This window comes from Burkholderia sp. SR8, from assembly GCF_052851275.1.
The window spans coordinates 22,630-43,280 of record NZ_JAULUC010000039.1 but is presented as its reverse complement, the minus strand read 5'-3'; the positions used below and the strand labels follow the sequence as shown (position 1 = coordinate 43,280).

General features: G+C 68.0%; 19 protein-coding genes and 1 pseudogene. 11 read left to right on the top strand and 9 right to left on the bottom strand.

The features are described from left to right. The 8 genes and pseudogenes from Q3A80_RS30250 to Q3A80_RS30215 form a co-directional block, all read left to right on the top strand. A pseudogene (locus Q3A80_RS30250) lies at positions 1 to 319 on the top strand (aspartate aminotransferase family protein); the annotation flags it as partial. Positions 320 to 380: 61 nt separating this feature from the next. Beyond that, complete coding sequence (locus Q3A80_RS30245; protein ID WP_446332454.1) at positions 381 to 1,496, top strand: polyamine ABC transporter substrate-binding protein; 1,116 nt, start codon at positions 381 to 383, stop codon at positions 1,494 to 1,496. A gap of 200 nt (positions 1,497 to 1,696) precedes the next feature. After that, positions 1,697 to 2,851 carry an ABC transporter ATP-binding protein gene (locus Q3A80_RS30240; protein ID WP_446332453.1) on the top strand — a complete coding sequence of 385 codons (1,155 nt, stop codon included), beginning with the start codon at positions 1,697 to 1,699 and terminating at the stop codon, positions 2,849 to 2,851. An 18-nt stretch (positions 2,852 to 2,869) separates the two neighbouring features. After that, positions 2,870 to 3,856, top strand: coding sequence for an ABC transporter permease subunit (locus Q3A80_RS30235; RefSeq protein ID WP_446332456.1), 987 nt, complete (start codon positions 2,870 to 2,872; stop codon positions 3,854 to 3,856). After that, on the top strand, positions 3,853 to 4,692 hold the full coding sequence (locus Q3A80_RS30230) for an ABC transporter permease subunit (protein ID WP_059454059.1): 840 nt from the start codon (positions 3,853 to 3,855) through the stop codon (positions 4,690 to 4,692). Before Q3A80_RS30235 ends, Q3A80_RS30230 begins: the two co-directional genes overlap by 4 nt. A 102-nt stretch (positions 4,693 to 4,794) precedes the next feature. After that, a complete protein-coding gene (locus tag Q3A80_RS30225) occupies positions 4,795 to 6,369 on the top strand; it encodes a DUF3138 family protein (protein ID WP_446332452.1) in 1,575 nt (524 codons plus the stop codon). Positions 6,370 to 6,481: 112 nt separating this feature from the next. Further along, a complete protein-coding gene (locus Q3A80_RS30220) occupies positions 6,482 to 7,786 on the top strand; it encodes an NAD(P)/FAD-dependent oxidoreductase (protein WP_446332451.1) in 1,305 nt (434 codons plus the stop codon). A 25-nt stretch (positions 7,787 to 7,811) separates the two neighbouring features. After that, a complete protein-coding gene (locus tag Q3A80_RS30215) occupies positions 7,812 to 9,113 on the top strand; it encodes an NAD(P)/FAD-dependent oxidoreductase (RefSeq protein ID WP_446332450.1) in 1,302 nt (433 codons plus the stop codon). A gap of 192 nt (positions 9,114 to 9,305) precedes the next feature. Here the strand turns inward: Q3A80_RS30215 and Q3A80_RS30210 are convergent, their stop codons facing one another. The 7 genes from Q3A80_RS30210 to Q3A80_RS30180 all read right to left on the bottom strand — a co-directional run bounded on the left by Q3A80_RS30210 (position 9,306) and on the right by Q3A80_RS30180 (position 16,153). After that, positions 9,306 to 9,971 (bottom strand): DUF799 domain-containing protein, encoded by a 666-nt coding sequence (locus Q3A80_RS30210; protein WP_446332449.1) that lies wholly within the window; start codon positions 9,969 to 9,971, stop codon positions 9,306 to 9,308. A gap of 10 nt (positions 9,972 to 9,981) precedes the next feature. Then, positions 9,982 to 10,407 carry a DUF4810 domain-containing protein gene (locus tag Q3A80_RS30205; RefSeq protein ID WP_446332448.1) on the bottom strand — a complete coding sequence of 142 codons (426 nt, stop codon included), beginning with the start codon at positions 10,405 to 10,407 and terminating at the stop codon, positions 9,982 to 9,984. Between the two features lie 87 nt (positions 10,408 to 10,494). Continuing rightward, entirely contained in the window at positions 10,495 to 11,166 is a 672-nt protein-coding gene (locus Q3A80_RS30200; RefSeq protein ID WP_446332455.1) for a CsgG/HfaB family protein, read from the bottom strand. 444 nt (positions 11,167 to 11,610) lie between these two features. Continuing rightward, positions 11,611 to 12,966 carry a glutathione-disulfide reductase gene (gor, locus tag Q3A80_RS30195; RefSeq protein ID WP_446332447.1) on the bottom strand — a complete coding sequence of 452 codons (1,356 nt, stop codon included), beginning with the start codon at positions 12,964 to 12,966 and terminating at the stop codon, positions 11,611 to 11,613. A 244-nt stretch (positions 12,967 to 13,210) separates the two neighbouring features. Continuing rightward, entirely contained in the window at positions 13,211 to 13,435 is a 225-nt protein-coding gene (locus Q3A80_RS30190; RefSeq protein WP_014895816.1) for a hypothetical protein, read from the bottom strand. 373 nt (positions 13,436 to 13,808) lie between these two features. Further along, positions 13,809 to 14,930, bottom strand: coding sequence for a porin (locus tag Q3A80_RS30185; RefSeq protein WP_446332446.1), 1,122 nt, complete (start codon positions 14,928 to 14,930; stop codon positions 13,809 to 13,811). A gap of 470 nt (positions 14,931 to 15,400) precedes the next feature. Next, positions 15,401 to 16,153: a YoaK family protein gene (locus Q3A80_RS30180; protein ID WP_446332445.1), complete on the bottom strand. Its 753-nt coding sequence runs from the start codon at positions 16,151 to 16,153 to the stop codon at positions 15,401 to 15,403. Positions 16,154 to 16,543: 390 nt separating this feature from the next. Here Q3A80_RS30180 and Q3A80_RS30175 point away from each other — a divergent pair, with 390 nt between their 5' ends. Beyond that, complete coding sequence (locus Q3A80_RS30175; RefSeq protein ID WP_446332444.1) at positions 16,544 to 16,885, top strand: hypothetical protein; 342 nt, start codon at positions 16,544 to 16,546, stop codon at positions 16,883 to 16,885. Positions 16,886 to 17,065: 180 nt separating this feature from the next. Here Q3A80_RS30175 and Q3A80_RS30170 read toward each other — a convergent pair whose 3' ends face one another. Then, entirely contained in the window at positions 17,066 to 17,593 is a 528-nt protein-coding gene (locus Q3A80_RS30170) for a chromate transporter (protein ID WP_446332443.1), read from the bottom strand. Beyond that, a complete protein-coding gene (locus Q3A80_RS30165) occupies positions 17,590 to 18,204 on the bottom strand; it encodes a chromate transporter (protein ID WP_446332442.1) in 615 nt (204 codons plus the stop codon). The genes Q3A80_RS30170 and Q3A80_RS30165 overlap by 4 nt, the downstream gene beginning before the upstream one ends. A gap of 96 nt (positions 18,205 to 18,300) precedes the next feature. Between Q3A80_RS30165 and Q3A80_RS30160 the strand changes: the two genes are divergently transcribed. Together Q3A80_RS30160 and Q3A80_RS30155 are read left to right on the top strand one after the other, a co-directional pair. Then, positions 18,301 to 19,185: a transcriptional regulator GcvA gene (locus tag Q3A80_RS30160; protein WP_446332441.1), complete on the top strand. Its 885-nt coding sequence runs from the start codon at positions 18,301 to 18,303 to the stop codon at positions 19,183 to 19,185. 881 nt (positions 19,186 to 20,066) lie between these two features. Continuing rightward, on the top strand, positions 20,067 to 20,573 hold the full coding sequence (locus Q3A80_RS30155; RefSeq protein WP_446332440.1) for a Csu type fimbrial protein: 507 nt from the start codon (positions 20,067 to 20,069) through the stop codon (positions 20,571 to 20,573). Positions 20,574 to 20,651: the final 78 nt, after the last annotated feature.

The following is a 20,651-nucleotide window of genomic DNA, read 5'->3' as shown; positions in this document are numbered from 1 at the left end:
CACGGGCCCGTACTTCCAGGCGCTGATGCGCGAAACCTTCGCGCGCCACCCGATCGTCGGCGAGGTGCACGGCCACGGGATGGTCGCGAGCCTGCAGCTTGCGGAAGCGCCGGCCGAACGGCGCCGCTTCGCGAACGGCGGCGACGTCGGCACGATCTGCCGCGACTTCTGCTTCAACGGCAACCTGATCATGCGTGCGACCGGCGAACGGATGCTGCTGTCGCCGCCGCTCGTGATCTCGCGTCAGGAAATCGATGAACTCGTATCGAAGGCGAAGAAGGCCGTCGATGCGACCGCCCGGCAGTTGGGCCTTTCGTAACGGCTTTGCCTACAGGCGTGCGGCGGGCGCCGCACGTCACCATAACCAGGGGAATTCCACCATGCGTGCCTGCATTCTTCGCCAAGCCTGTTCCGTCGCGGCGCTCGCCGCCGCGGCTGCGTTCACGTCGGTCGCCAGCCCGTCCGCACATGCCGACGAGCTGAACGTCTACAACTGGTCCGACTACATCGCGCCGGACACGATCCCGAACTTCCAGAAACAGACGGGCATCCACGTCAAGTACGACAACTACGACAGCGACGACACGCTGCAGGCGAAGCTGCTGGCCGGCAGCTCGGGCTACGACATCGTCGTGCCGACGTCGAACTACATGGCCAAGCAGATCCAGGCCGGCGTGTACCAGAAGCTCGACAAGTCGAAGATCCCGAACCTCGCAAACCTCGATCCGCTGCTGATGAAGATGATCGCGGATGCCGACCCCGGCAACCAGTACGGCGTGCCGTGGGCGTACGGCACCGACGGCATCGGCTACAACGCGCAGGCGGTCAAGAAGGCGCTCGGCGACAAGGCGCCGGTCGACAGCTGGGCGCTGGTGTTCGACCCGGCCAACATGGAAAAGCTGAAGAGCTGCGGCGTGTCGTTCCTCGACCAGGCCGTCGACGTGTTCGCGGCGACGCTGCAGTACATGGGCAAGGATCCGAACAGCAAGAACCCGGGCGACTACCAGGCGGCGTTCGAAGTCCTGAAGAAAGTCCGCCCGTACATCACGCAGTTCAACTCGTCCGGCTACATCAACGATCTCGCGAACAACGACGTGTGCGTCGCGCTCGGCTGGTCCGGCGACGTCGGCATCGCGCACCGCCGCTCGGCCGAAGCGAAACGCTCGTACGACATCAAGTTCTCGAACCCGAAGGAAGGCGGCCTGCTGTGGTTCGACGTGATGGTGATCCCGAAGGATGCACCGCATGCCGAGGCTGCGCTGAAGTGGATCAACTACGTGTCCGACCCGAAGGTCAATGCGGCGATCACCAACACGGTGTTCTACCCGACCGCGAACAAGGCCGCGCATCAGTTCGTCACGCCGGCCGTCGCGCAGGACCCGACCGTCTACCCGCCCGAGGACGTGCTGAAGAAGATGGTGCTGATGAAGCCGATGCCGGCCGACATCCTGCGCCTTGAGAACCGTCTGTGGGCGCAGTTGAAGACGGGCCACTGATCGACGACCACCGCGGCGGCGCAGGCAGCGGCTGACGACCGGCCGAAACCTGCCCGCGCGGGATCCGCGGACGCTGCGTCCGCCCGCGCGCATCGCGCGCGCTGTTCCATCCGGCACGAGCCGTTGTCCGCGAGTCGCGTTGCGCGCCTCGCGCGGGGACGCTCACGCCTGCAATCCGTGAAGAACGAATGGTGACTCCCATGCAATCGATACCCTCTTCCGCTGCTGCACGCCAGACCCAACCGGCCGCCGCGGCCCGCTCGAAGAACGACGCGTTCGTGCGCATCGAAAACGTCGTGAAGAAGTTCGGCGACAGCACGGCCGTCGACAACGTGAACCTGACGATCGCGAAGAACGAGCTGTTCGCGCTGCTCGGCAGCTCGGGCTGCGGCAAGTCGACGCTGCTGCGCATGCTGGCCGGGCTGGAGACGGCGACCTCCGGCAAGATCTTCGTCGACGGCGAAGATCTCGCGTCGCTGCCGCCGTACCGCCGGCCGGTGAACATGATGTTCCAGTCGTATGCGCTGTTCCCGCACATGTCGGTCGAATCGAACGTCGCGTTCGGGCTCAAGCAGGAAGGCACGCCGAAGAACGAGATCAAGGAGCGCGTGGCCGATGCGCTCGCGCTCGTGCAGATGAGCAAGTACGCGAAGCGCAAGCCGCACCAGCTGTCGGGCGGCCAGCAGCAGCGCGTCGCGCTCGCGCGTTCGCTCGTGAAGCGCCCGAAGCTGCTGCTGCTCGACGAACCGATGTCGGCACTCGACAAGAAGATCCGCCAGAAGACCCAGCTCGAACTGGTGAACATCATCGAGAAAGTCGACGTGACCTGCGTGATGGTCACGCACGACCAGGAAGAGGCGATGACGATGGCGAGCCGCCTCGCGGTGATGAGCGAAGGCAAGATCGTGCAGATCGGCACGCCCGGCGAAGTGTACGAATACCCGAACAGCCGCTTCTCCGCCGAATTCATCGGCTCGACGAACCTGTTCGAAGGACGCGTGGTCGAGGACGAGCCCGATCACATCTTCGTCGAGAGCGACGACCTCGAAGCGCGCATGTACGTGAGCCACGGCGTGACCGGCCCGCTCGGGATGCCGGTCGGCATCTCGGTGCGTCCGGAGCGCGTGCACGTGTCGCGCGACAAGCCCGGCTCGCATCACAACTGGGCGCGCGGCGTCGTGACCGACATCGCGTACATGGGCAGCTACTCGCTGTATCACGTGCGTCTGCCGAGCGGCAAGACCGTCGTGTCGAACCTGTCGAGCTCGCACCTGATGCACGACGGCGCGCCGTCGTGGAACGACGACGTGTTCGTGTCGTGGTCGCCGGCGAGCGGCGTCGTGCTGACGGCGTAACGGTGCGAGGACGACATGATCAGAACCTCCGCTTCCACACCGTCCGCGCCGGTTTCGACCGGCGCCACCGCCGCGGCACCGGCTTCGCGACGCCGCAGCCGCTTCACCGCCCTCCAGCGCCTGCTGCCGTCGGGCCGCAGCGTCGCGATCGGCGTGCCGTTCCTGTGGCTCACGATCTTCTTCGCGCTGCCGTTCGTGCTGGTGTTCAAGATCAGCTTCGCCGACCAGGTGATGGGGATCCCGCCGTACACGTCGCTCGTCGAGTTCAAGGACGGCGTCGTGCACTTCGCGCTGCAGCTGTCGCACTACGCGTTCCTGCTGCAGGACGACCTGTACATCGCGACCTACCTCAGCTCGCTGAAGATGGCCGCCGTGTCGACGCTGCTGTGCCTGCTGATCGGCTATCCGATGGCGTACTACATCGCGCGCTCGGAACCGGGCCGGCGCAACGTGCTGATGATGGCCGTGATGCTGCCGTTCTGGACGTCGTTCCTGATCCGCGTATACGCATGGATCGGAATCCTGAAGGACGACGGCCTGCTGAACCACGCGCTGATCGCGCTCGGCATCATCCACACACCGCTGCGCCTCTATCACAGCGACGCGGGCGTCTACATCGGGATGGTCTATTCGTACCTGCCGTTCATGGTGATGCCGCTCTACGCGCACCTCGTGAAGATGGACCTCACGCTGCTCGAAGCCGCGTACGACCTCGGCGCGAAGCCGTGGGTCGCGTTCACGCGCATCACGCTGCCGCTGTCGAAGAACGGGATCATCGCCGGCAGCCTGCTGGTGTTCATCCCGGCGGTCGGCGAGTACGTGATTCCGGAACTGCTCGGCGGCGCCGACACGCTGATGATCGGCCGCGTGATGTGGGACGAGTTCTTCAACAACATGGACTGGCCGATGGCGTCCGCGGTGACGGTCGCGATGGTGCTGCTGTTGCTGGTGCCGATGGCGCTGTTCCAGTACTACCAGGTCAAGGAACTGGAGGAAGCGAAATGATCAAGCCGAGCAAACCGCTGTCGACGGGCGTCCTCGCCTTCGGCTTCCTGTTCCTGTACATCCCGATCATCAGCCTCGTCGTGTACTCGTTCAACGAGTCGAAGCTGGTCACGGTGTGGTCCGGCTTCTCGCTGAAGTGGTACGCGGCGCTGCTCGACGACGACGAGCTGCTGACCGCCGCATGGCTGTCGCTGAAGATCGGCCTGCTGACGGCCACTGCGTCGGTCGTGATCGGCACGTGGGCCGGCTTCGTGCTCGCGCGCTTCGGCCGCTTCAAGGGCTTCACGCTGTACACCGGGATGATCAACGCGCCGCTCGTGATTCCGGAGGTGATCCAGGGCATCTCGCTGCTGCTGCTGTTCGTCGCGCTCGAGCAGATGTTCGGCTGGCCGAAGGGTCGCGGGATGGTGACGATCTGGATCGGTCACGTGATGCTCTGCGTGTCGTACGTCGCGATCATCGTGCAGTCGCGCGTGAAGGAGATGAACAAGTCTCTCGAGGAGGCCGCGCTCGATCTCGGCGCGACGCCGCTGAAGGTGTTCTTCGTGGTGACGCTGCCGCTGATCTCGCAGGCGCTGCTGTCCGGGTGGCTGCTGTCGTTCACGCTGTCGATCGACGACCTCGTGCTGTCGGCGTTCCTGTCCGGGCCCGGCTCGACGACGCTGCCGCTCGTGGTGTTCTCGCGCGTGCGGCTCGGCCTGAACCCGGAAATGAACGCACTGGCGACGCTGTTCATCACCGCGGTGACGATCGGCGTGATCGTCGTGAACCAGATGATGATCGCGCGCGAACGGCGCCGCGTGGCCGACATGAAGGCAGCCTTCGCCGCCGCGTGACGCGCCGCTTCCCCATCGACCGATAACGAGACCGGCGCGCCGCGCGATGCGGCGCGCCCGTCGAAACGCACTTTGACAACCGCACGACCAGGAGAATCCGCAATGAAGAAGAAACTGATCTGCCTGCTGGTGGCCGGCGCGTTGCCGGGCATCGCGCCGGCCAGCTCGACATCCGCCGAAATCAGGGCGCTGCAGGCGCAGGTCGCCGCGCTGCAGAAGCAGATGAAGGCGATGCAGGCGCAACTCGCCGCGAAGCCGGGCGGCACCGCGGTCGCGCAAGCAGGCACGACGGCCGCGGCCAGGCCGGTCATCGTGGCCGCCGATCCGTCGTCGCCGGACTACGGCAAGTCGCAGGCCGCGCTGACCAACGACGAGGTCAGCGAAATGAAGCAGCAGATCGCGAACCAGCAGCTGAAGGTCGACTCGCTGACCGACGCAGCGAACACCGGGCCGCTCGCGGGCCTGTCGGTCACCGGCTACATCGACCCGACCTACATCTACAACCGCGCGGCCGGCACGTCGTCGTTCCTGTTCGCGAACCACGAGAACGCGTACAACTACTTCAACAGCACGTTCGGCGACCTGTACCTCGACATCAAGAAGACCTTCGGCGTCGGCCCGATGGCGCCGTCGGCCGAGATCACGCTGATGCCGAACCGCGGCAACGGCATCACGCTGCTGCAGAACTCGCGCGGCTCGATCACCGACAACCTGCTGAACACCGCGGTCGTCAACGTGCCGATCACCGCCGAGACGACGCTGGTTGCCGGCCTGATCCCGAGTTTCGGCGGCTACGAGGTGCAGCAGTCGAACCAGATGCTCACGCTCACGCACAACCTGCTGTACGACTTCTCCGATCCTGGCAGCTACGTCGGCGCGGGCGCGAACTACACGAAGGGCGCCTGGGCGTGGAAGTTCTTCGTCGGCAACGAGCAGTACCGCACCTACGGCTCGGTCACGCAGACGGGCACCAACGCGCTCGGCGATCCGATCACGACCAGCAACAAGGTGCCGACCTTCACCGCACGTGCGGACTACACGTGGTCCAGCGCGCTCGATCTCGGCGGCTCGATCAACATCGGCCGCCAGACGCTCGCGAGCGCGATCGATTCGAACGGCGTCGTGCACTACGGCCCGGGCGGCGCCGCGCCGAGCGGATACGGCACGTTCTTCTTCGGCGAAGTCGACGCCACCTACACGCTGGCCGACATCCAGTACAACGCCGAGCTCGACTACGGCCAGCAGCAGCATGCGGCGTACAACGGCGGGCTCGCGCAGTGGTACGGGCTGTCGCTGCTCGCGCACCGCAAGTTCAACGCGCCGGTGGTCGGCCGCATGGGCGTGACGCTGCGCTACGATGCGCTCGTGAACAGCAAGAACGGCGGCGGCGGCGGCGGCATCGCGCTGAACGGCAACGGGATGGATCCGTTCAACGGCTTCGGCGTCGACGCGGACTGCCTCGCGACGTCGAAGGCGAACGGCGGCCTCGGCTTCGACTGCAAGGGTGCGGTCCGTCAGGACGTCGCGCTCGACCTGCTGTTCTATCCGACCCAGCAGATCACCGTGAAGGTCGAATACCGGCACGACTGGGCGAACAACAAGGTGTTCCTGCGCAACGACGGGTCGTACGGCAAGTCCAACGACCTGCTCGCGACGCAGTTCATCTATTCGTTCTGATGCAGGCCGCGCGGGACGCCGTGCCGCATGCACGACGTCCCGCTTCGTTTCACCGGGCCGGACCGCGGTGCCTCGCGCACCGCGCCGGCCGCAACCGACGGGAGCCGGTTCGATGACGCAGTCTTTCACCCGCCGCGCCGATGCGCTCGCGCGCGACTCGTACTACGAAGCAACCGCCACGCGACCGCTGGCGGACGATCCTGTGCTGGAAGACACGATCGACGTCGACGTGTGCGTGATCGGCGCGGGCTTCGCGGGCTTGTCGACGGCGCTCGATTGCCGGGCGCGCGGGTTGTCGGTCGCCGTGATCGACGCGCACCGGCCCGGCTGGGGCGCGTCGGGCCGCAACGGCGGCCAGGCGATCACGGGCTTCGCGAAGGACGAGGTGATCGAGAAACAGCTCGGCGCGGCCGGCGCGCGCGCCGCGTGGTCGCTGTCGCTCGACGGCGTCGCACTGATCGCCGAGCGGATCGCACGCTACGGGATCGACTGCGACTTCGCGCGCGGCTACCTGACGGTCGCGACGAAGCGGCGCCGCGTCGACGACCTGCGCGCGTGGATGCAGGCCGCAGGCTCGCGCTGGGGCCATCCGTCGCTGTCGTGGCTCGATACCGGCGAAATCCGTGCGCGCGTCGCGTCGTCCCGCTATGTCGCGGGCGTCTACGATCCGCTGTCCGGTCATCTGCATCCGCTCAAGTACTGCCTGGGTCTCGCCGAGGCCGCGCGCCGCGAAGGCGTCGCGCTCCATGCGCAGACGCGCGCGCTCGACGTCGTGCGCGGCGCCCGGCCGGTCGTGCGCACGCCGTCGGGCGAAGTGCGCTGCCGCTTCGTCGTGTCGTGCTGCAACGCGGGCCCCGGTGGCATCCTGCCGGCCGCGACCGCCGCGCGCATCGCACCGATCGCGTCGTACATCATCGCGACCGAGCCGCTCGGCCGCGCACGCGCCGATGCGCTGATCGCACGGCGCGAGGCCGTGTGCGACAACAACTTCTTCCTCGATTACTTCCGGCTGTCGGCCGACGACCGGATGCTGTTCGGCGGCCGTGCGAACTCCGCGGGCGCATCGCCCGACACGCTCGCCGAAACGATCCGGCAGCGCATGGTCGGCGTGTTCCCGCAACTCGCCGACGTGCGCGTCGAACACGCGTGGGGCGGTTTCGTCGACGTCACGCGCAACCGCGCACCGGACTTCGGCGCGCTCGATCCGAACTTCTTCTACGTGCAGGGCTTCAGCGGGCACGGCGTCGCGCTCACCGGCATCGCCGGTCGCGCGATCGCCGGCGCGATCGCGGGCGACTCAAGCGCGTTCGACCTGTTCGCGCAGCTGCGCCACCGGCGCTTTCCGGGCGGCGACGCGTGGCGGCAGCCCGCGCTGGAGCTCGGGATGCTGTACCACCGCGTGCGCGAGCTGTTCTGAGCCTTCCTTATCCGTTCATCCGATCATGCAGACCTTTGCCAACCAGCCGCACGTCGCGTCGTACTACGCGGCGACCGTCAACGATACGACCCGCCATGCGCCGCTCGCCGGCGCGACCGATGCCGACGTGTGCGTGATCGGCGCGGGCCTCACCGGTTTGTCCGCCGCGCTCAACCTCGCCGAGCGCGGCCATTCGGTGACCGTGCTCGAGGCGTCGCGGGTCGGATGGGCGGCGAGCGGTCGCAACGGCGGACAGTTGATCGGCGGCTTCGCGTGCGACATCGACACGTTCGCGCAATTCATGCCGGAAGCCGACGTGAAGCGGATCTGGGACATGGGGCTCGAAACGCTGTCGCTCGTGAAGTCGCGCATCGCGCGGCACGGCATCGACTGCGCGCTCGTGCCCGGCTACCTGACCGCCGCGAACACCGAGCGCGACACGGATGCGCTGAAGCGCTGGCGCGACGCGGCCGCGAAGCGCTTCGGCTACGACCGGTTCCATTTCGTCGAAGCGGACGAACTCGGCGACTACGTGCAGTCGGCGCGCTATCGCGGCGGCCTGTACGATCCCGACAGCGGCCACCTGCATCCGCTGAACTACACGCTCGGACTCGCGCGCGCGGCGACCGACGCCGGCGTGCGGATTCATGAGGACAGCTGCGTGACGCGCGTGCGCGACGTCGCCGGCGGCCACGTCGTCGAGACCGAGCAGGGGCACGTGCGCGCCCGCTTCGTCGTGCTCGCCTGCAACACCTATGTCGGCACGCTCGCACCCGCGTTGTCGAAGAAGATCATGCCGGTCGGCACGTACGTGATCGCGACCGAGCCGCTCGGCGAAGCGCGCGCCGCCGCGCTGATGCCGGCGCGCGCGGCCGTGTGCGACAGCCGCTTCGTGCTCGACTATTTCCGGCCGGCGCCCGACACGCGGCTCGTATGGGGCGGCAAGGTCAGCTATTCGACGCGGCCGCCGCGCGATCTGGCGGCGGCGATGCGCGCGGACATGCTGAAGACGTTCCCGCAGCTCGCCGACGTGAAGGTCGATTACGCGTGGGGCGGCTTCGTCGACATCACGATGAATCGCGCGCCGCACTTCGGGCGCGTCGCGCCGACGATGTACTTCGCGCAGGGTTTCTCGGGGCACGGCGTGAACACGACCGCGCTCGCGGGCAAGCTGATCGCCGAAGCGATCGACGGCCAGGCGAGCCGCTTCGACCTGTTCGGCAGGATCCGGCATCGCGATTTCCCGGGCGGGGCGGCGCTGCGCACGCCGGCGCTCGTGCTCGCGATGAGCTGGTACCGGCTGCTCGATGCGTTCGGCGTGCATTGAGCGTGATGCGGCGTCCGTGCGGTGCGATGACGGTCGCAGCGCATGCACGCCGTGCGCGGTGCACCGTGCACCGACGCAAAATGAAAACGGCCGCGCAACAAGCGCGGCCGTTCGACCGGAACGCAGGCCATCGGCGTGTTCGCGGCGCGGCAGGCGAATGCAGCACCCGCGGCACCGCGCGCGATGCGCCGCTCAGTCCGTCCCGTACTTCGGCGAATGCGGCCCGTACAGAATCCCGCTCGGCGGCCCGGCCGACAGCAGCCGGCTGCTCGTGTACGCGGCCACGCTGTGGCTCTGATCCATCAACGTGTTCGCGATCTGCTTGACCGCGGCCACGACGAGCATGCCGATCAGGCCGCCGCCGCCGTTGTTGCCGCCTTCGTCGCTGCTCGCGCTCGCGCGCCCCTGCCACAGCACGTCGCCGGTACGCAGGTCGACGAGCTTGGCCGATGCCGACACGACCGTTGCGCTCGCGAGAACCCGATAGACGGTGCCGTACTGCGACACCTTCGAATACAGCGCGGCATCCGCCCCGAAAATCTCGCGCAGCTTCGCGGGCGACGTCTGCTGGATCTCGGCCGCGTTGGTCAGGCCGTTCTGCTTGAAGGTCTCGTCCATCACGGCGACCGGCACCACGTAGTAGCCGGATTCGGCGAGCGGCAGCGTCATCTGCGACAGCATCCCGTAGGTCGCCGTCACGTCGGACGTGTCGTTGATGGGCGGCAGCACGAGGATCGAGCGCGGCTGGCTCTTCTTGAACGCCGTGTAGTCCGGGCGTTTCACCGGCTGCGCGCACGCGCTCAGCAGCGCGACGATCGACAGCACGGACATCAGCTTGAATGAGAGTGTCTTGAACATGGCGGGCGCGTTACTGTTTGGCGGTGGTCGGTGCAGGATCCTTCTGGCCGGCGATCGCCTGGGCCGTCTTCTGGTCCGCGGTCTTCGGCGCACCGGTCTTTTTCTTCAGCAGGAAATCCATGTACGTCGACGATTCCGGGAACAGCTGCTTTTCGGCCTGCAGTTCCTGTTCGGCCTGCTGCTCGTTGCCGACGCTCGCGTACAGCATGCCCAGATGCGCGTGGAAGCCCGGCGGCGGCGTATGGCCCTTCGCGCGGATCTCCTGCAGCGCCTTTTCGAGCGCGTCGATCTGCTGCTGCGGCGAGCTCTGCCCCTTGAAGTATTCGTACACCTGCGGCTGATAGCCGGTCCACTGATACAGCGGCGGCGTGGAGCTCGCGCAGCCGGCGAGCAGCAAGGCGGCGGCCGTCGTCGGCAGCCAGTTACCCCGTTTCATGGTCTGTTCTCTTTTGATTGGTGTCGTGGTGAATCGGTCCAGCGCGGCGCCGGCTCGCGGCGCGCGCTGCGGCGCATGCTGCGACGCTTACTGCGGCGCCTTCAGCCCACCGGCGTCGACCTGGTCGACGAGGTGGTTCACGGCTTCCTGGATCGCGAGGTCCAGCACCTTGCCGTTGAGCGTCGAGTCGTAGCCGGCCGTGCCGCCGAAGCCGATCACCTCGCGGTTCGACAGGCTGAATTCGCCCGCGCCCTGGCTCGACGCGACGACTTCCGACGTCGTCGTGTCGACGATGTTCAGGTTGACCTTCGCGTACGCGACCTGCGTCTTGCCGCGGCCGAGAATGCCGAACAGCTGGTGATCGCCGACGTCCTTGCGGCCGAATTCGGTCACGTCGCCGGTCACGACGTAGTTCGCGCCCTTCACGGCCTGCGCCTTCTTCATGAAGCCGGCTTCCTGCTTGATCTCCTCGAGGTTCTCGCGATCGAGCACGTTGAAGCGGCGGCTCTGCTGCAGGCGCGTGACGAGGATCGTCTTCGCCTGTCCGCCGAGGCGGTCGATGCCGTCGGAGAAGATGCCGCGCATGTAGCTCGAACGGTTGTCGAACTTGCCCACCGCGATCGCGACGGGCTTGCCCGCGTACGGCTTCTGCGCGCTGCTGACGGCCGGCACGTCGAGCGTGCGCGACGATTCGGTCGCGCAGCCGGACAGCGCCGCGGCGAGCGCCGCCGCCACGAGCACGGTGCGTCGAGTCTGAATGTTCACTGCTGGTCTCCTTGCGTGAAAAGATGGCCCGGAACGGGCACGCCGGCGCACAGACTCACTGACGAGCCGGCGGTTGTTGCGTGATCGAAACGGCTGGCGCGCGCGACTTCATCGCCCGGACGGCGATGGAGATGGCGGCATGCGAAGGGAAGGTGCGCGCAACGGACGTATTGCGGCAGGATGCGAATGCGCGGCGCATCGCTGGACAATGCCGGGTGCGCCGGCTACCCCGTGGTTGTGCTTGCTGCGCTGTTGATCGCGCATGATCGGCCCCGTATGTGATTTTGGCCGATCATACCAAGCCTCGTTATCGACGCGGGATTTCCTGAGCAGAATTGACGTTCTTTCGGAATCGCCGCGCATCCCGTGCTATGTCGCGCACCGGCGCGGCATCTGCGGGATGCCGCGCCGGCCCGTGAGCCGGCGTGCCGGTTCGCGTCAGTCGGCGACCTTCTGCCGCATCGTCACGAACTCCTCGGCCGCGGTCGGATGGATGCCGATCGTGTCGTCGAACTGCGCCTTCGTCGCACCGGCGCGGATCGCGATCGCGACGCCCTGGATGATCTCGCCCGCGTCGCGCCCGACCATGTGCGCGCCGATCACGCGCTGGCTGTCGCGCGCGACCACGAGCTTCATCAGCGTGCGTTCGTCGCGGCCCGACAGCGTGTGACGCAGCGCCTTGAACGACGTGCGGTAGATGTCGACGGCATCGTGCAGGCGACGCGCGTCGGCCTCGCTGAGCCCGACCGTCGCGACTTCCGGCTGGCTGAACACGGCCGACGGCACGTAGGCGTGGTCGGTCGCGACGCGCGCCCCGCCGAACAGCGTCCGCGCGAGCAGCGCGCCGTCGCGCGTCGCGACGGGCGTGAGCTGCGGCCGCGAGGTCACGTCGCCGATCGCATGAATCGACGGCACCGACGTCGCCGAATACGCATCGACCGCGATCGCGCCGCGCGCGTCGAGCAGCACGCCCGCGCGTTCGAGCCCGATCCCGTCGACGTTCGGCACGCGGCCCGTCGCATAGAGCACGGTGTCGTACGGGCCGTGCGTTGCGTCGCCGACGCGCACGGTCAGCGTGCCGTCATCCGCGCGCGCGATCGATTCGACCACCGCGTGCGCGTGGATCGCGACACCCTGCTTCGTCATCTCGTCGGTCAGGAACTGCCGCACGTCGTCGTCGAAGCCGCGCAGGATCCGGTCGCCGCGATAGAACAGGTCGACGTGGCTGCCGAAGCCGTTGAAGATGCCCGCGAACTCGACCGCGATATAGCCGCCGCCGACCACCGCGATGCGCGCGGGCAGCTGCGGCAGCGACAGCGCCTCGCGCGACGTGATCGCGTGCTCGATGCCGGGCCGCGGCGGCAGCACCGGACGCGAGCCGGTCGCGATCGCGATGTGGCGCGCACGGAACCTGCGGTCGCCGAGCGCGACCGTGTGCGCGTCGACGAGCGTCGCGCGCCCGGCGTGCATGTCGACGCCGGATTGCCGCAGCAGGTTGATGTAGATGTCGCTGAGCCGGTTGATCTCGCGATCCTTCGCGGCGATCAGCGCGGGCCAGTCGAGCGAGCCGGCGCCGAAGGTCCAGCCGAAGCCTTTCGCGTCCTCGATCTCGTGCGGGTAGTGCGATGCATGGACGAGCAGTTTCTTCGGGATGCAGCCGCGCAGCACGCAGGTGCCGCCGATCTGCTCCTCCTCCGCTATGCCGATGCGCGCGCCGTATGACGCCGACATCCGGGCGAGCCTCACGCCGCCGGAGCCGGCCCCGATGACGAACAGGTCGTAGTCGAAATCCATCGCAAGCCCTCATCGCAGTTCGGATGACGGCACGATAGCAAGATTCGGGAATTCGTGCGGAAGGTGGCGCGACGTCGCGCGTGTACGATAAAAAACGGCGAGAGACGTCGCCTCTCGCCGGTCAAACCAGCTGCCGGGTGTGCCATGCGTCACCGATCGACCGCATGCCCGGCCTGCCGGCCGCGCGGCACCGGTCCGCCCGGGCGCGCGAACGGCGCACCCGCGGCGCGACCAGCCGCCATGCTCAGGCCTGCGACGTGTCGCTGCCGTCCGTCGCCTGCGTGTCGTCCGCCTGCTGCGGCTGCTCTTCCTTCTTCTCGAGCATGCCTTCGATCGCCTCGGCGCCCTTGAAGCCGGCAACCGCTGCCGCGGCCTTGGTCAGCAGGCCCGCATCCGGATCGACCTTCTCCGCTGCTTCGACTGCGGCCACTGCGCCGGCGATTTCACCCACGGTATTCAGGATACCCATCGTCATCCCCTTTCAAGAAAATCGTGAGCGCATCGTCCCACGAAAAAAACCGGCGGACGGTGTTTGTCACCACCGGATACACAAGTTACGCACCAGGCCGGCCGCACGCGAAACGCGCGCCGGAACGTCGCCCGCGCGTGCGCATGCGGCACACGGCGAACCATGCACGCAGCGTAGCGGAAACGCTTCGCGCGCACTGTCAAAGTATGTTCTGGAATGCCGACGGAACGCTTACGGCGCGGCCTGCACCGATGAAGCGATCGCTGAATGGTCGGGCGCGCGCGTGAACGGCGCGTGACGAAAAAAAGAGGCTCCCGCAGGAGCCTCTTCGATACGCGGCGGCCAGGAGCCGGCGCGAGCGTTCCGACGTTCGTCAGAAGATATTGCGCAGGCCGATCGCGATGCCGGTCTGGTTGCTGCGGCCCGGCAGCTCGACGTTCGCCGCGCCGTTCGTCTTGTTGAAGTCGACGGTGCCGTAGATTTCCGTGCGCTTGCTCAGTGCGTATTCGGCGATGCCGACGATCGCATAGCGGTTGCCGCTCGCGAGCGTGCCGTTCGTGGTCATCGCGTTGCGCATGTGGTCGTAGTAGAACGCGCCCGTCAGCGTCAGCGGCGTGCTGACCTGCCAGCTCACGCCCGCGAACGGACCGTCGTCGATCCGGCCCGTGCCCTTCGCGACCGGAATCGACTGCTGCGCGAGCAGGCTGTCGACGAAACCGGTGTCGTCCTTCGAGCGCAGGTAGCCGGCATAGACCTTCGCCTTGCTGAACGCGTACACGACGTTCGCGTGGTAGATCGTCTGCTTGCGGGCGGAGTTGTCGCTGTTCTGCTGCGCGCCGGCCGCGATGCTGAGCGGACCCATCACGTACGACAGCGACACGCCCCAGGCATTGCCCTTGCCGAGCGAGCCCGGGATCTGGCCCGAGAAGCCGCCCGCGCCGGTCGATTCGTAGTTCGTGCCCGTCGAGTACATCGCCTTCGCGGTCAGGCCCGCGAACTTGCCCGTGTACTTGATCTGGTTGTCCGCATACAGCCCGCCACCGAGCGCGACCGGCAGCCACGCGTTTTCGAGGTAGTTGCCGACCGTCAGCGGATCGTAGGTGTCGGACAGCAGGTCGAACAGCGGCGTCTTCTGGCGGCCGAGGGTCACCGTGCCGTACGGGCTCTGCAGGCCGACGTACGCTGCACGGTTGAACAGGCGGCCGCTGTCGGCGAACGCGCCGTTCTGCAGGTTCACGCCGCTTTCGAGGTTGAACACGGCCTTCAGGCCGCCGCCGAGGTCTTCCGTGCCGTAGATGCCGAAGCGGCTGTTGGTGATCGCGCCGTTGGTCATCGACAGCAGGCCGTCGTTCTTCGCGTTGGCGTTGGTCAGGTAACGGATGCTGGCGTCGGCGACGCCCCAGAGCGTGACCGAGCTTTGTGCGACTGCGTACTGGCTGGCGAAGGCCAGCGCCGCGCCCCCTGCGATGGCTGCGAGTCGGGTGGTCTGCTTCATGAGCTTTCCTTTTTGTAGGTGTCTCCATTCATGGCCGGCCGCGTGCGCAGCCGGGTGGCGATCGCGCCCGCTCATGGCGCGCGCGATGTGGGCTGAATCATAAGACGAGTGCGCAGCCTGAAAGAAATTGAAATGCCCGGTAACGCGCGTTTGTCGTCCGGGCACAACGTTTTCCCCGCGCCGGGCTTGGGCGGTGGCGGGAACGGCGGGAGGTCGAGCGACCGCGGGAGGCAGGACGGTGTTGTAAGGAACGAGGCCGGGTGCGGGCGCCGGTCACCGATCGCTGATATCGGATACGGCACCGGCAGCGGGATTGGGGCCGGGCGTCGGGCGGGACGGTGAAACCATGAAGCGGCGATTCGGTCGCGCGCTTCGGATTCGGGCGCAGTAGCGGGTCGATGAAGCGATGACGCGGCGATCCGGCCGTGCGATATGACGGCAGGCCGCACGGGGCTGCGGACCGGCTCCCGTCAAGCCGGCCGCGGCGCGCCGCCGTCGGGAGTGTCACCGGTGCCGGCGTCGCCATCGTTGCCGCTCGCGCCGCCGCCATCCCCGGCGCGTCGCCGCGCCCGCCGCACGATCTCCACGAACGCGCCGACGAGCAGCAGCACCGCGCCCCACAGCGCGACATCGGGCACGAGCCGCGTCACGAAGCCGCCGAGCACCGCGCCGGCCAGAAAGCAGAAGCTGATCGTCGCGAGCAGCGCCGCGTCGTGCAGCGCCCCCGCGTCATAGCGCGGAATGAGGCCGACGAACAGCTTCTGCGCGGCGCGCCGCAGGTTGCCGGTCGTCATCACCGACGTGTACGACAGTTCCTCGAGATGGGTGAACGACAGCGTCTGCAGCGTCGCGACGAACGAGATGCCGGGAATCAGCCATGCGCTCGACGCGCCGACGAGCCCGCTCGCGGCGACGCCGAGAAACGCGATCTCGACGATCAGGCTCGCGAACGCCGTGTGACGCATCCAGCCGCGCTGCGCGGCGACGCCCAGCAGGTGCGCGACGAATACCGCGACCACGAAGCCGCCGAGCGGCGGCACGTGATGCAGCGCAGCCGCCCATTCGCCGGCAGAAACGCTGATGCCGAGCAGCGCGACGTTGCCGGTCATCGTGTTCGCGAACACGTGGCCGTGGCCGACGTACGTGTACGCGTCGAGATAGCCGCCCGACAGCGTGAGCAGCGCGGCGACAGTGAGGTTGCGGCTGGCGCCGTCGAGATCCATCGATCCTCCCGTGTGGCGCGCCGCCCGGCCGCACGCGGCGGGCGACGCGAAACTGTGTGTTGCGGCGAGCGCCGCACACCGCGACTTGCACGCGACCGTGGCTTCCGCTTGCGAGCCGCGCCAATATAATGATTGGCGCCGCAAGCGCAGGTGCGTGCGCAACGTGCCGGCCCGCACCGCCGTGGCGAGTGGCCGGGCCGAAAGACCGGCCGAGTATAACGGCCACTGCGTCAGCGGCTACGCGAACCGCCGGCGACGGCCGAACCGTCGTTCACGCCATAGCGGAAACACGAGGTGGCCGGAGCGTTGCGCGGCGGCTGCACGCACGGCCTGCGGCGCTCGCGCGCGACTTTTCGATACGCACGCCCTCTCGACCCGCGACCGAATGCCATGACACCCGCGAAGTTCTTCGTGCGCTACACCGTGATCCCGTTCGTCGCGATCGTGCTGGTGGCCGTCTGGGCGTTCCATCGCGAATCGGGCGAAATCGACGCGCGCCAGTATGCGGCGCTGGTGGCGGCCTATCCGTCGTTCACGCCGAAGCTGAAGCACGAGGTGGCCGACGCATTGCACGGCAGCGGCCGGCTCGGCAAGGCCGATTACGACGCGATCATGCGCGACGCGCTCGAGGCCGGTTACGTGGTGGACTGGCCGGCCGCGACCGACGACGTCGGCGGCGAGCGCGGCCGGCTGCTCGGCCTCGTGAACGGCGACCGGCCGGCGTCGCCATAGCGGTCGCCCCGTTCGATCGACGCCGGTGCCGCATCGATCGCCGTCGCTCCACGACCGATTCGTCATCGCTGGCACGCCGGCCGCCGCTACGCACTGACCGATTCGGCGCCAGTGCCGCACCGACCGCCGCCGCTCACCGACCGATTCGACGCCGGTGCCGCGCCAACGACCGGCCGCCGCTCACTGCCCGATGCCGGTGAGCCCGATCAGCGCGCCGCCCGCGAGCAGCCACAGCGGGTGGATGCGCGTGCGCCACGCGAGCACCGCACACGCGGCGGTGATGCCCCACTGGATCGCGGTGCGGTTCGACGCTTCCGAGATCAGCACCGCGCTGGCCGCGACGAGCCCGGCCGTGATCGGCATCAACCCCTGCTGCACGTAGCGGCGCCACGGCCGGTCGCGAAAGCGCTCCCACGCGTGCAGCGCGAGCACGGTCACGACCGACGACGGCCCGAACTTCGCGATCGATGCGACGAGCAGCCCGGACCAGCCGGCCACATGCCAGCCGACCAGCGACACGATCATCATGTTCGGCCCAGGTGCGGCCTGCGCGAGCGCGAACAGCGCGGTGAATTCGTGCGCGCTCATCCAGTGATGCACGTCGACGACCTGCCGCTGCATCTCCGGCAGGATCGTGTTGCCGCCGCCGAACGCGAGCAACGACAGCTGGCTGAAGATCGTCGCGATTGCGATCAGCGTGTCGTTCACGAGCGGCCTCCATCGCGCGCGGCGGTGCGCTGCGGTGCCGGCGTGTCGCCGCGCCGCGACGCGAGCCAGATGCTGACGGGCGTCAGCACGAGCATCGTCGTCAACAGCGGAATGCGCAGCACCGCGATCGCGACAAACGCGAGCACCGCGATCGCGGCCGCCGTGCGCGGCGCGCGCAGCAGCGGCTTCGCGACCTTCACGGCCATCGCGACGAGCAGGCCCGCGGCCGCGGCGGCGAGCCCGCCGAACAGGTGCTGCACGCGCGGATCGCCCTGCGTCTTCGCATACAGCACGCCGAGCGCGACGACGACGAGCGTCGGCCCCGCGATCAGCCCGAGAATGCCGGCGAACGCGCCCGCAACGCCGCGAAAGCGCATGCCGACCGCGACCGACAGATTGATCACGTTGCCGCCCGGCAGGAACTGGCACAACCCGAGCAGATCGGTGAATTCGTCGGCGGTGAGCCATTTGCGCTGCTCGACGATCGTGCGCCGCGCGAACGGCAGCGCGCCGCCGAACGACATCAGGCCGAGCGACAGGAAGCCGGTGAACAGCTCGGCGAGGCCGATCCGGCGGGCCGGCGCGGCGGACGGCGGGGAAACGGATTGCATGGGGATCCTCAACAAACGATGCCCCGAGGTTACCGCCGTTCCGGATCCCGGCAAAACGATTTTATCGGCGCGCCCTTGTGATCTAGAATCACAAGCATGGCACGCGACCTCCCGCCCTTCTCCGCGCTTCGGGCCTTTGAAGCAGCGGCACGACACGAAAGCTTCAGCGCCGCGGGCGACGAGCTGCATGTGACCCATGGTGCCATCAGCCGGCAGATCGCCGGGTTCGAGGCGTGGCTCGGCAAGCCGGTGTTCCACCGCTACGGCAAGCGCGTGAAGCTGACCGACGAAGGCCGCCGCTATCTCGACACGGTGCGCGCCGCGTTCGACAGCATCGCGCTCGCGACCGAGCAGTTGCGCCACACCGGTGCCGCGCGCGTGCTGCGCATCAACGCGCTGCCGACCTTTGCGATGAAATGGCTGCTGCCGCGGCTGTCGCGGTTCCAGCGCGACGTGCCGAACGTCGAGCTGAAGCTGTCCACGTCGAACGCGCCGCTCGAAACGCTCGACGGCTTCGACGTCGCGATCCGCCGCGGCCCCGGCCAGTGGCCGAACTGCATGAGCGGCCACTTCCTCGACGAAAGCGTGATTCCGGTGTGCAGCCCCGCGCTGCTCAAGCGCGCGCCGATTGCCCGCGCGGACGATCTCGCGCGCCACGTGCTGCTGCACTCCGATACGCGGCCCGAAGGCTGGCGCGACTGGTTCGCGGCGGCCGGCGTGACGATGAAGGGCCGCAAGCGGCAGTCGTTCGACCACTTCTACCTGGCGCTGCAGGCGGCCGTCGACGGGCTCGGCGTCGCGCTCGGCCCGCTGCCGCTGATCGACGACGAGCTCGCGAGCGGCCGCCTCGTGATGCCGCTCGACGGGCCGCGCATCGCGACGCGCAGCTACTGGTGGATCGCGCCGGGCGCGCGGGCCGACGATCCGCTCGTCGCGCAGTTCTGCGCGTGGCTCGCCGCGCAGTCGAACGTGAACACGTGACGCGCGACGCCGCCGGCACCCGATCGACTCCGTAGCGATGCGCGCCACCGGCCCCCGCGCGTTGCACGAATGAAACCGATCGGCCTGCGACGCGTGCGATTCCACAGCGGAATCGCCGTCACGCGCCCCCTGCGATTTCCCCGTCGCCCCGCCGCTGCACGCCAGCCGGACGAGCGGCCGACTTCCCGTCACCGCGTCGCGTTTCACGGCTGAAACATTTCCGCGTGTACGCCGTCACCCGGTAGCCGTTCGACGACCGCCGAGCCCGTGTCAGCGCGGTCGTCCGCACGCTGGCCCGTTGCTTGCTGATGCAGCGGTGCAGACAACGACATTGCACGGGCGAGCGGCTCGATGCAGGCGACAAACAATCATCAAGCGGGTCGGGGAAATCATGTCGAATCTCATATCGGCCGTCACACGGCTGCTGTCCTGCATCACTGTTCCTGTCACGCATCCGCCGATACCGGCGGCGCGGCTTCGCGCCGCCGCCGTCCGATGCGCGAACACGGCCCACGCCGTCACCCGAAGTCACGACGCGCCGATCCGATAGGCGAACCCCGGGAGTCCCTCGCCGCGCGCATGCGCGCAGCGTCCGTTCGTGCCGTTCATGCGGGCAGTGCCGCCCGCGCCCGTCCGTCCACGTGCCGCCGCGCACGCGCCGGCGACGGCCACGACGAACGCCGTACGCGCCGCCGCGCAGCGGCCAGTGGACCCGGACGCCGTTCCGACTCCGCATAACGACACGAAGGAGGTGCCCGCCCAGCAAGCGACCCGATTCCGACGCACCCAGAAGACCCTCGCGCATCCGGACGATCGAGACGCCGTCCCGAACGGCTCGTCGCACCGGCCGCACATTCCAGCTTTCAAGGGAGAAACGCATCATGAAGCAGTCCGTACTGACTCACGCGGCGCTTGCCGCATCGCTCGCCTGCGCAGCCGTCACGGCATCGGCCGGACAGGCCAGCACGACGTTCGGCGTGTCCGCCACCGTCAACGCAACCTGCCTGATCGACTCGGCCGGCGCGCTGACCTTCCCCGCCTATACGCCGGGCACCGGCGATCAAGCGGCGCAGTCCGCGATCACGGTCCGCTGCACGAACGGCACGAACTTCAACATCGGCCTGAATGCGGGCTCGACGTCCGGCGCCACGGTCGCCACCCGCATCATGACGAGCGGCTCGAACCAGCTCAACTACTCGCTGTATCAGGATTCGAACCGCACGGTCGTATGGGGCAACACGCCGACGACCGATACCGTCAACGGCATGGGCCAGGGCATGGCGATGGCGCAGGCGATCACCAAGACCGTGTACGGCAAGGTGCCCGACCAGCCCAATGCAGTGCCCGGCAGCTATGCGGACACGGTGACGGTCACCGTGACGTTTTAGTGCCGCGCGGAGGGCGCGCCGCAGCGCAGACGCGCGCGCCCTCCCGACCGGCCGACACCGAGCATTCGGCAGCGAATC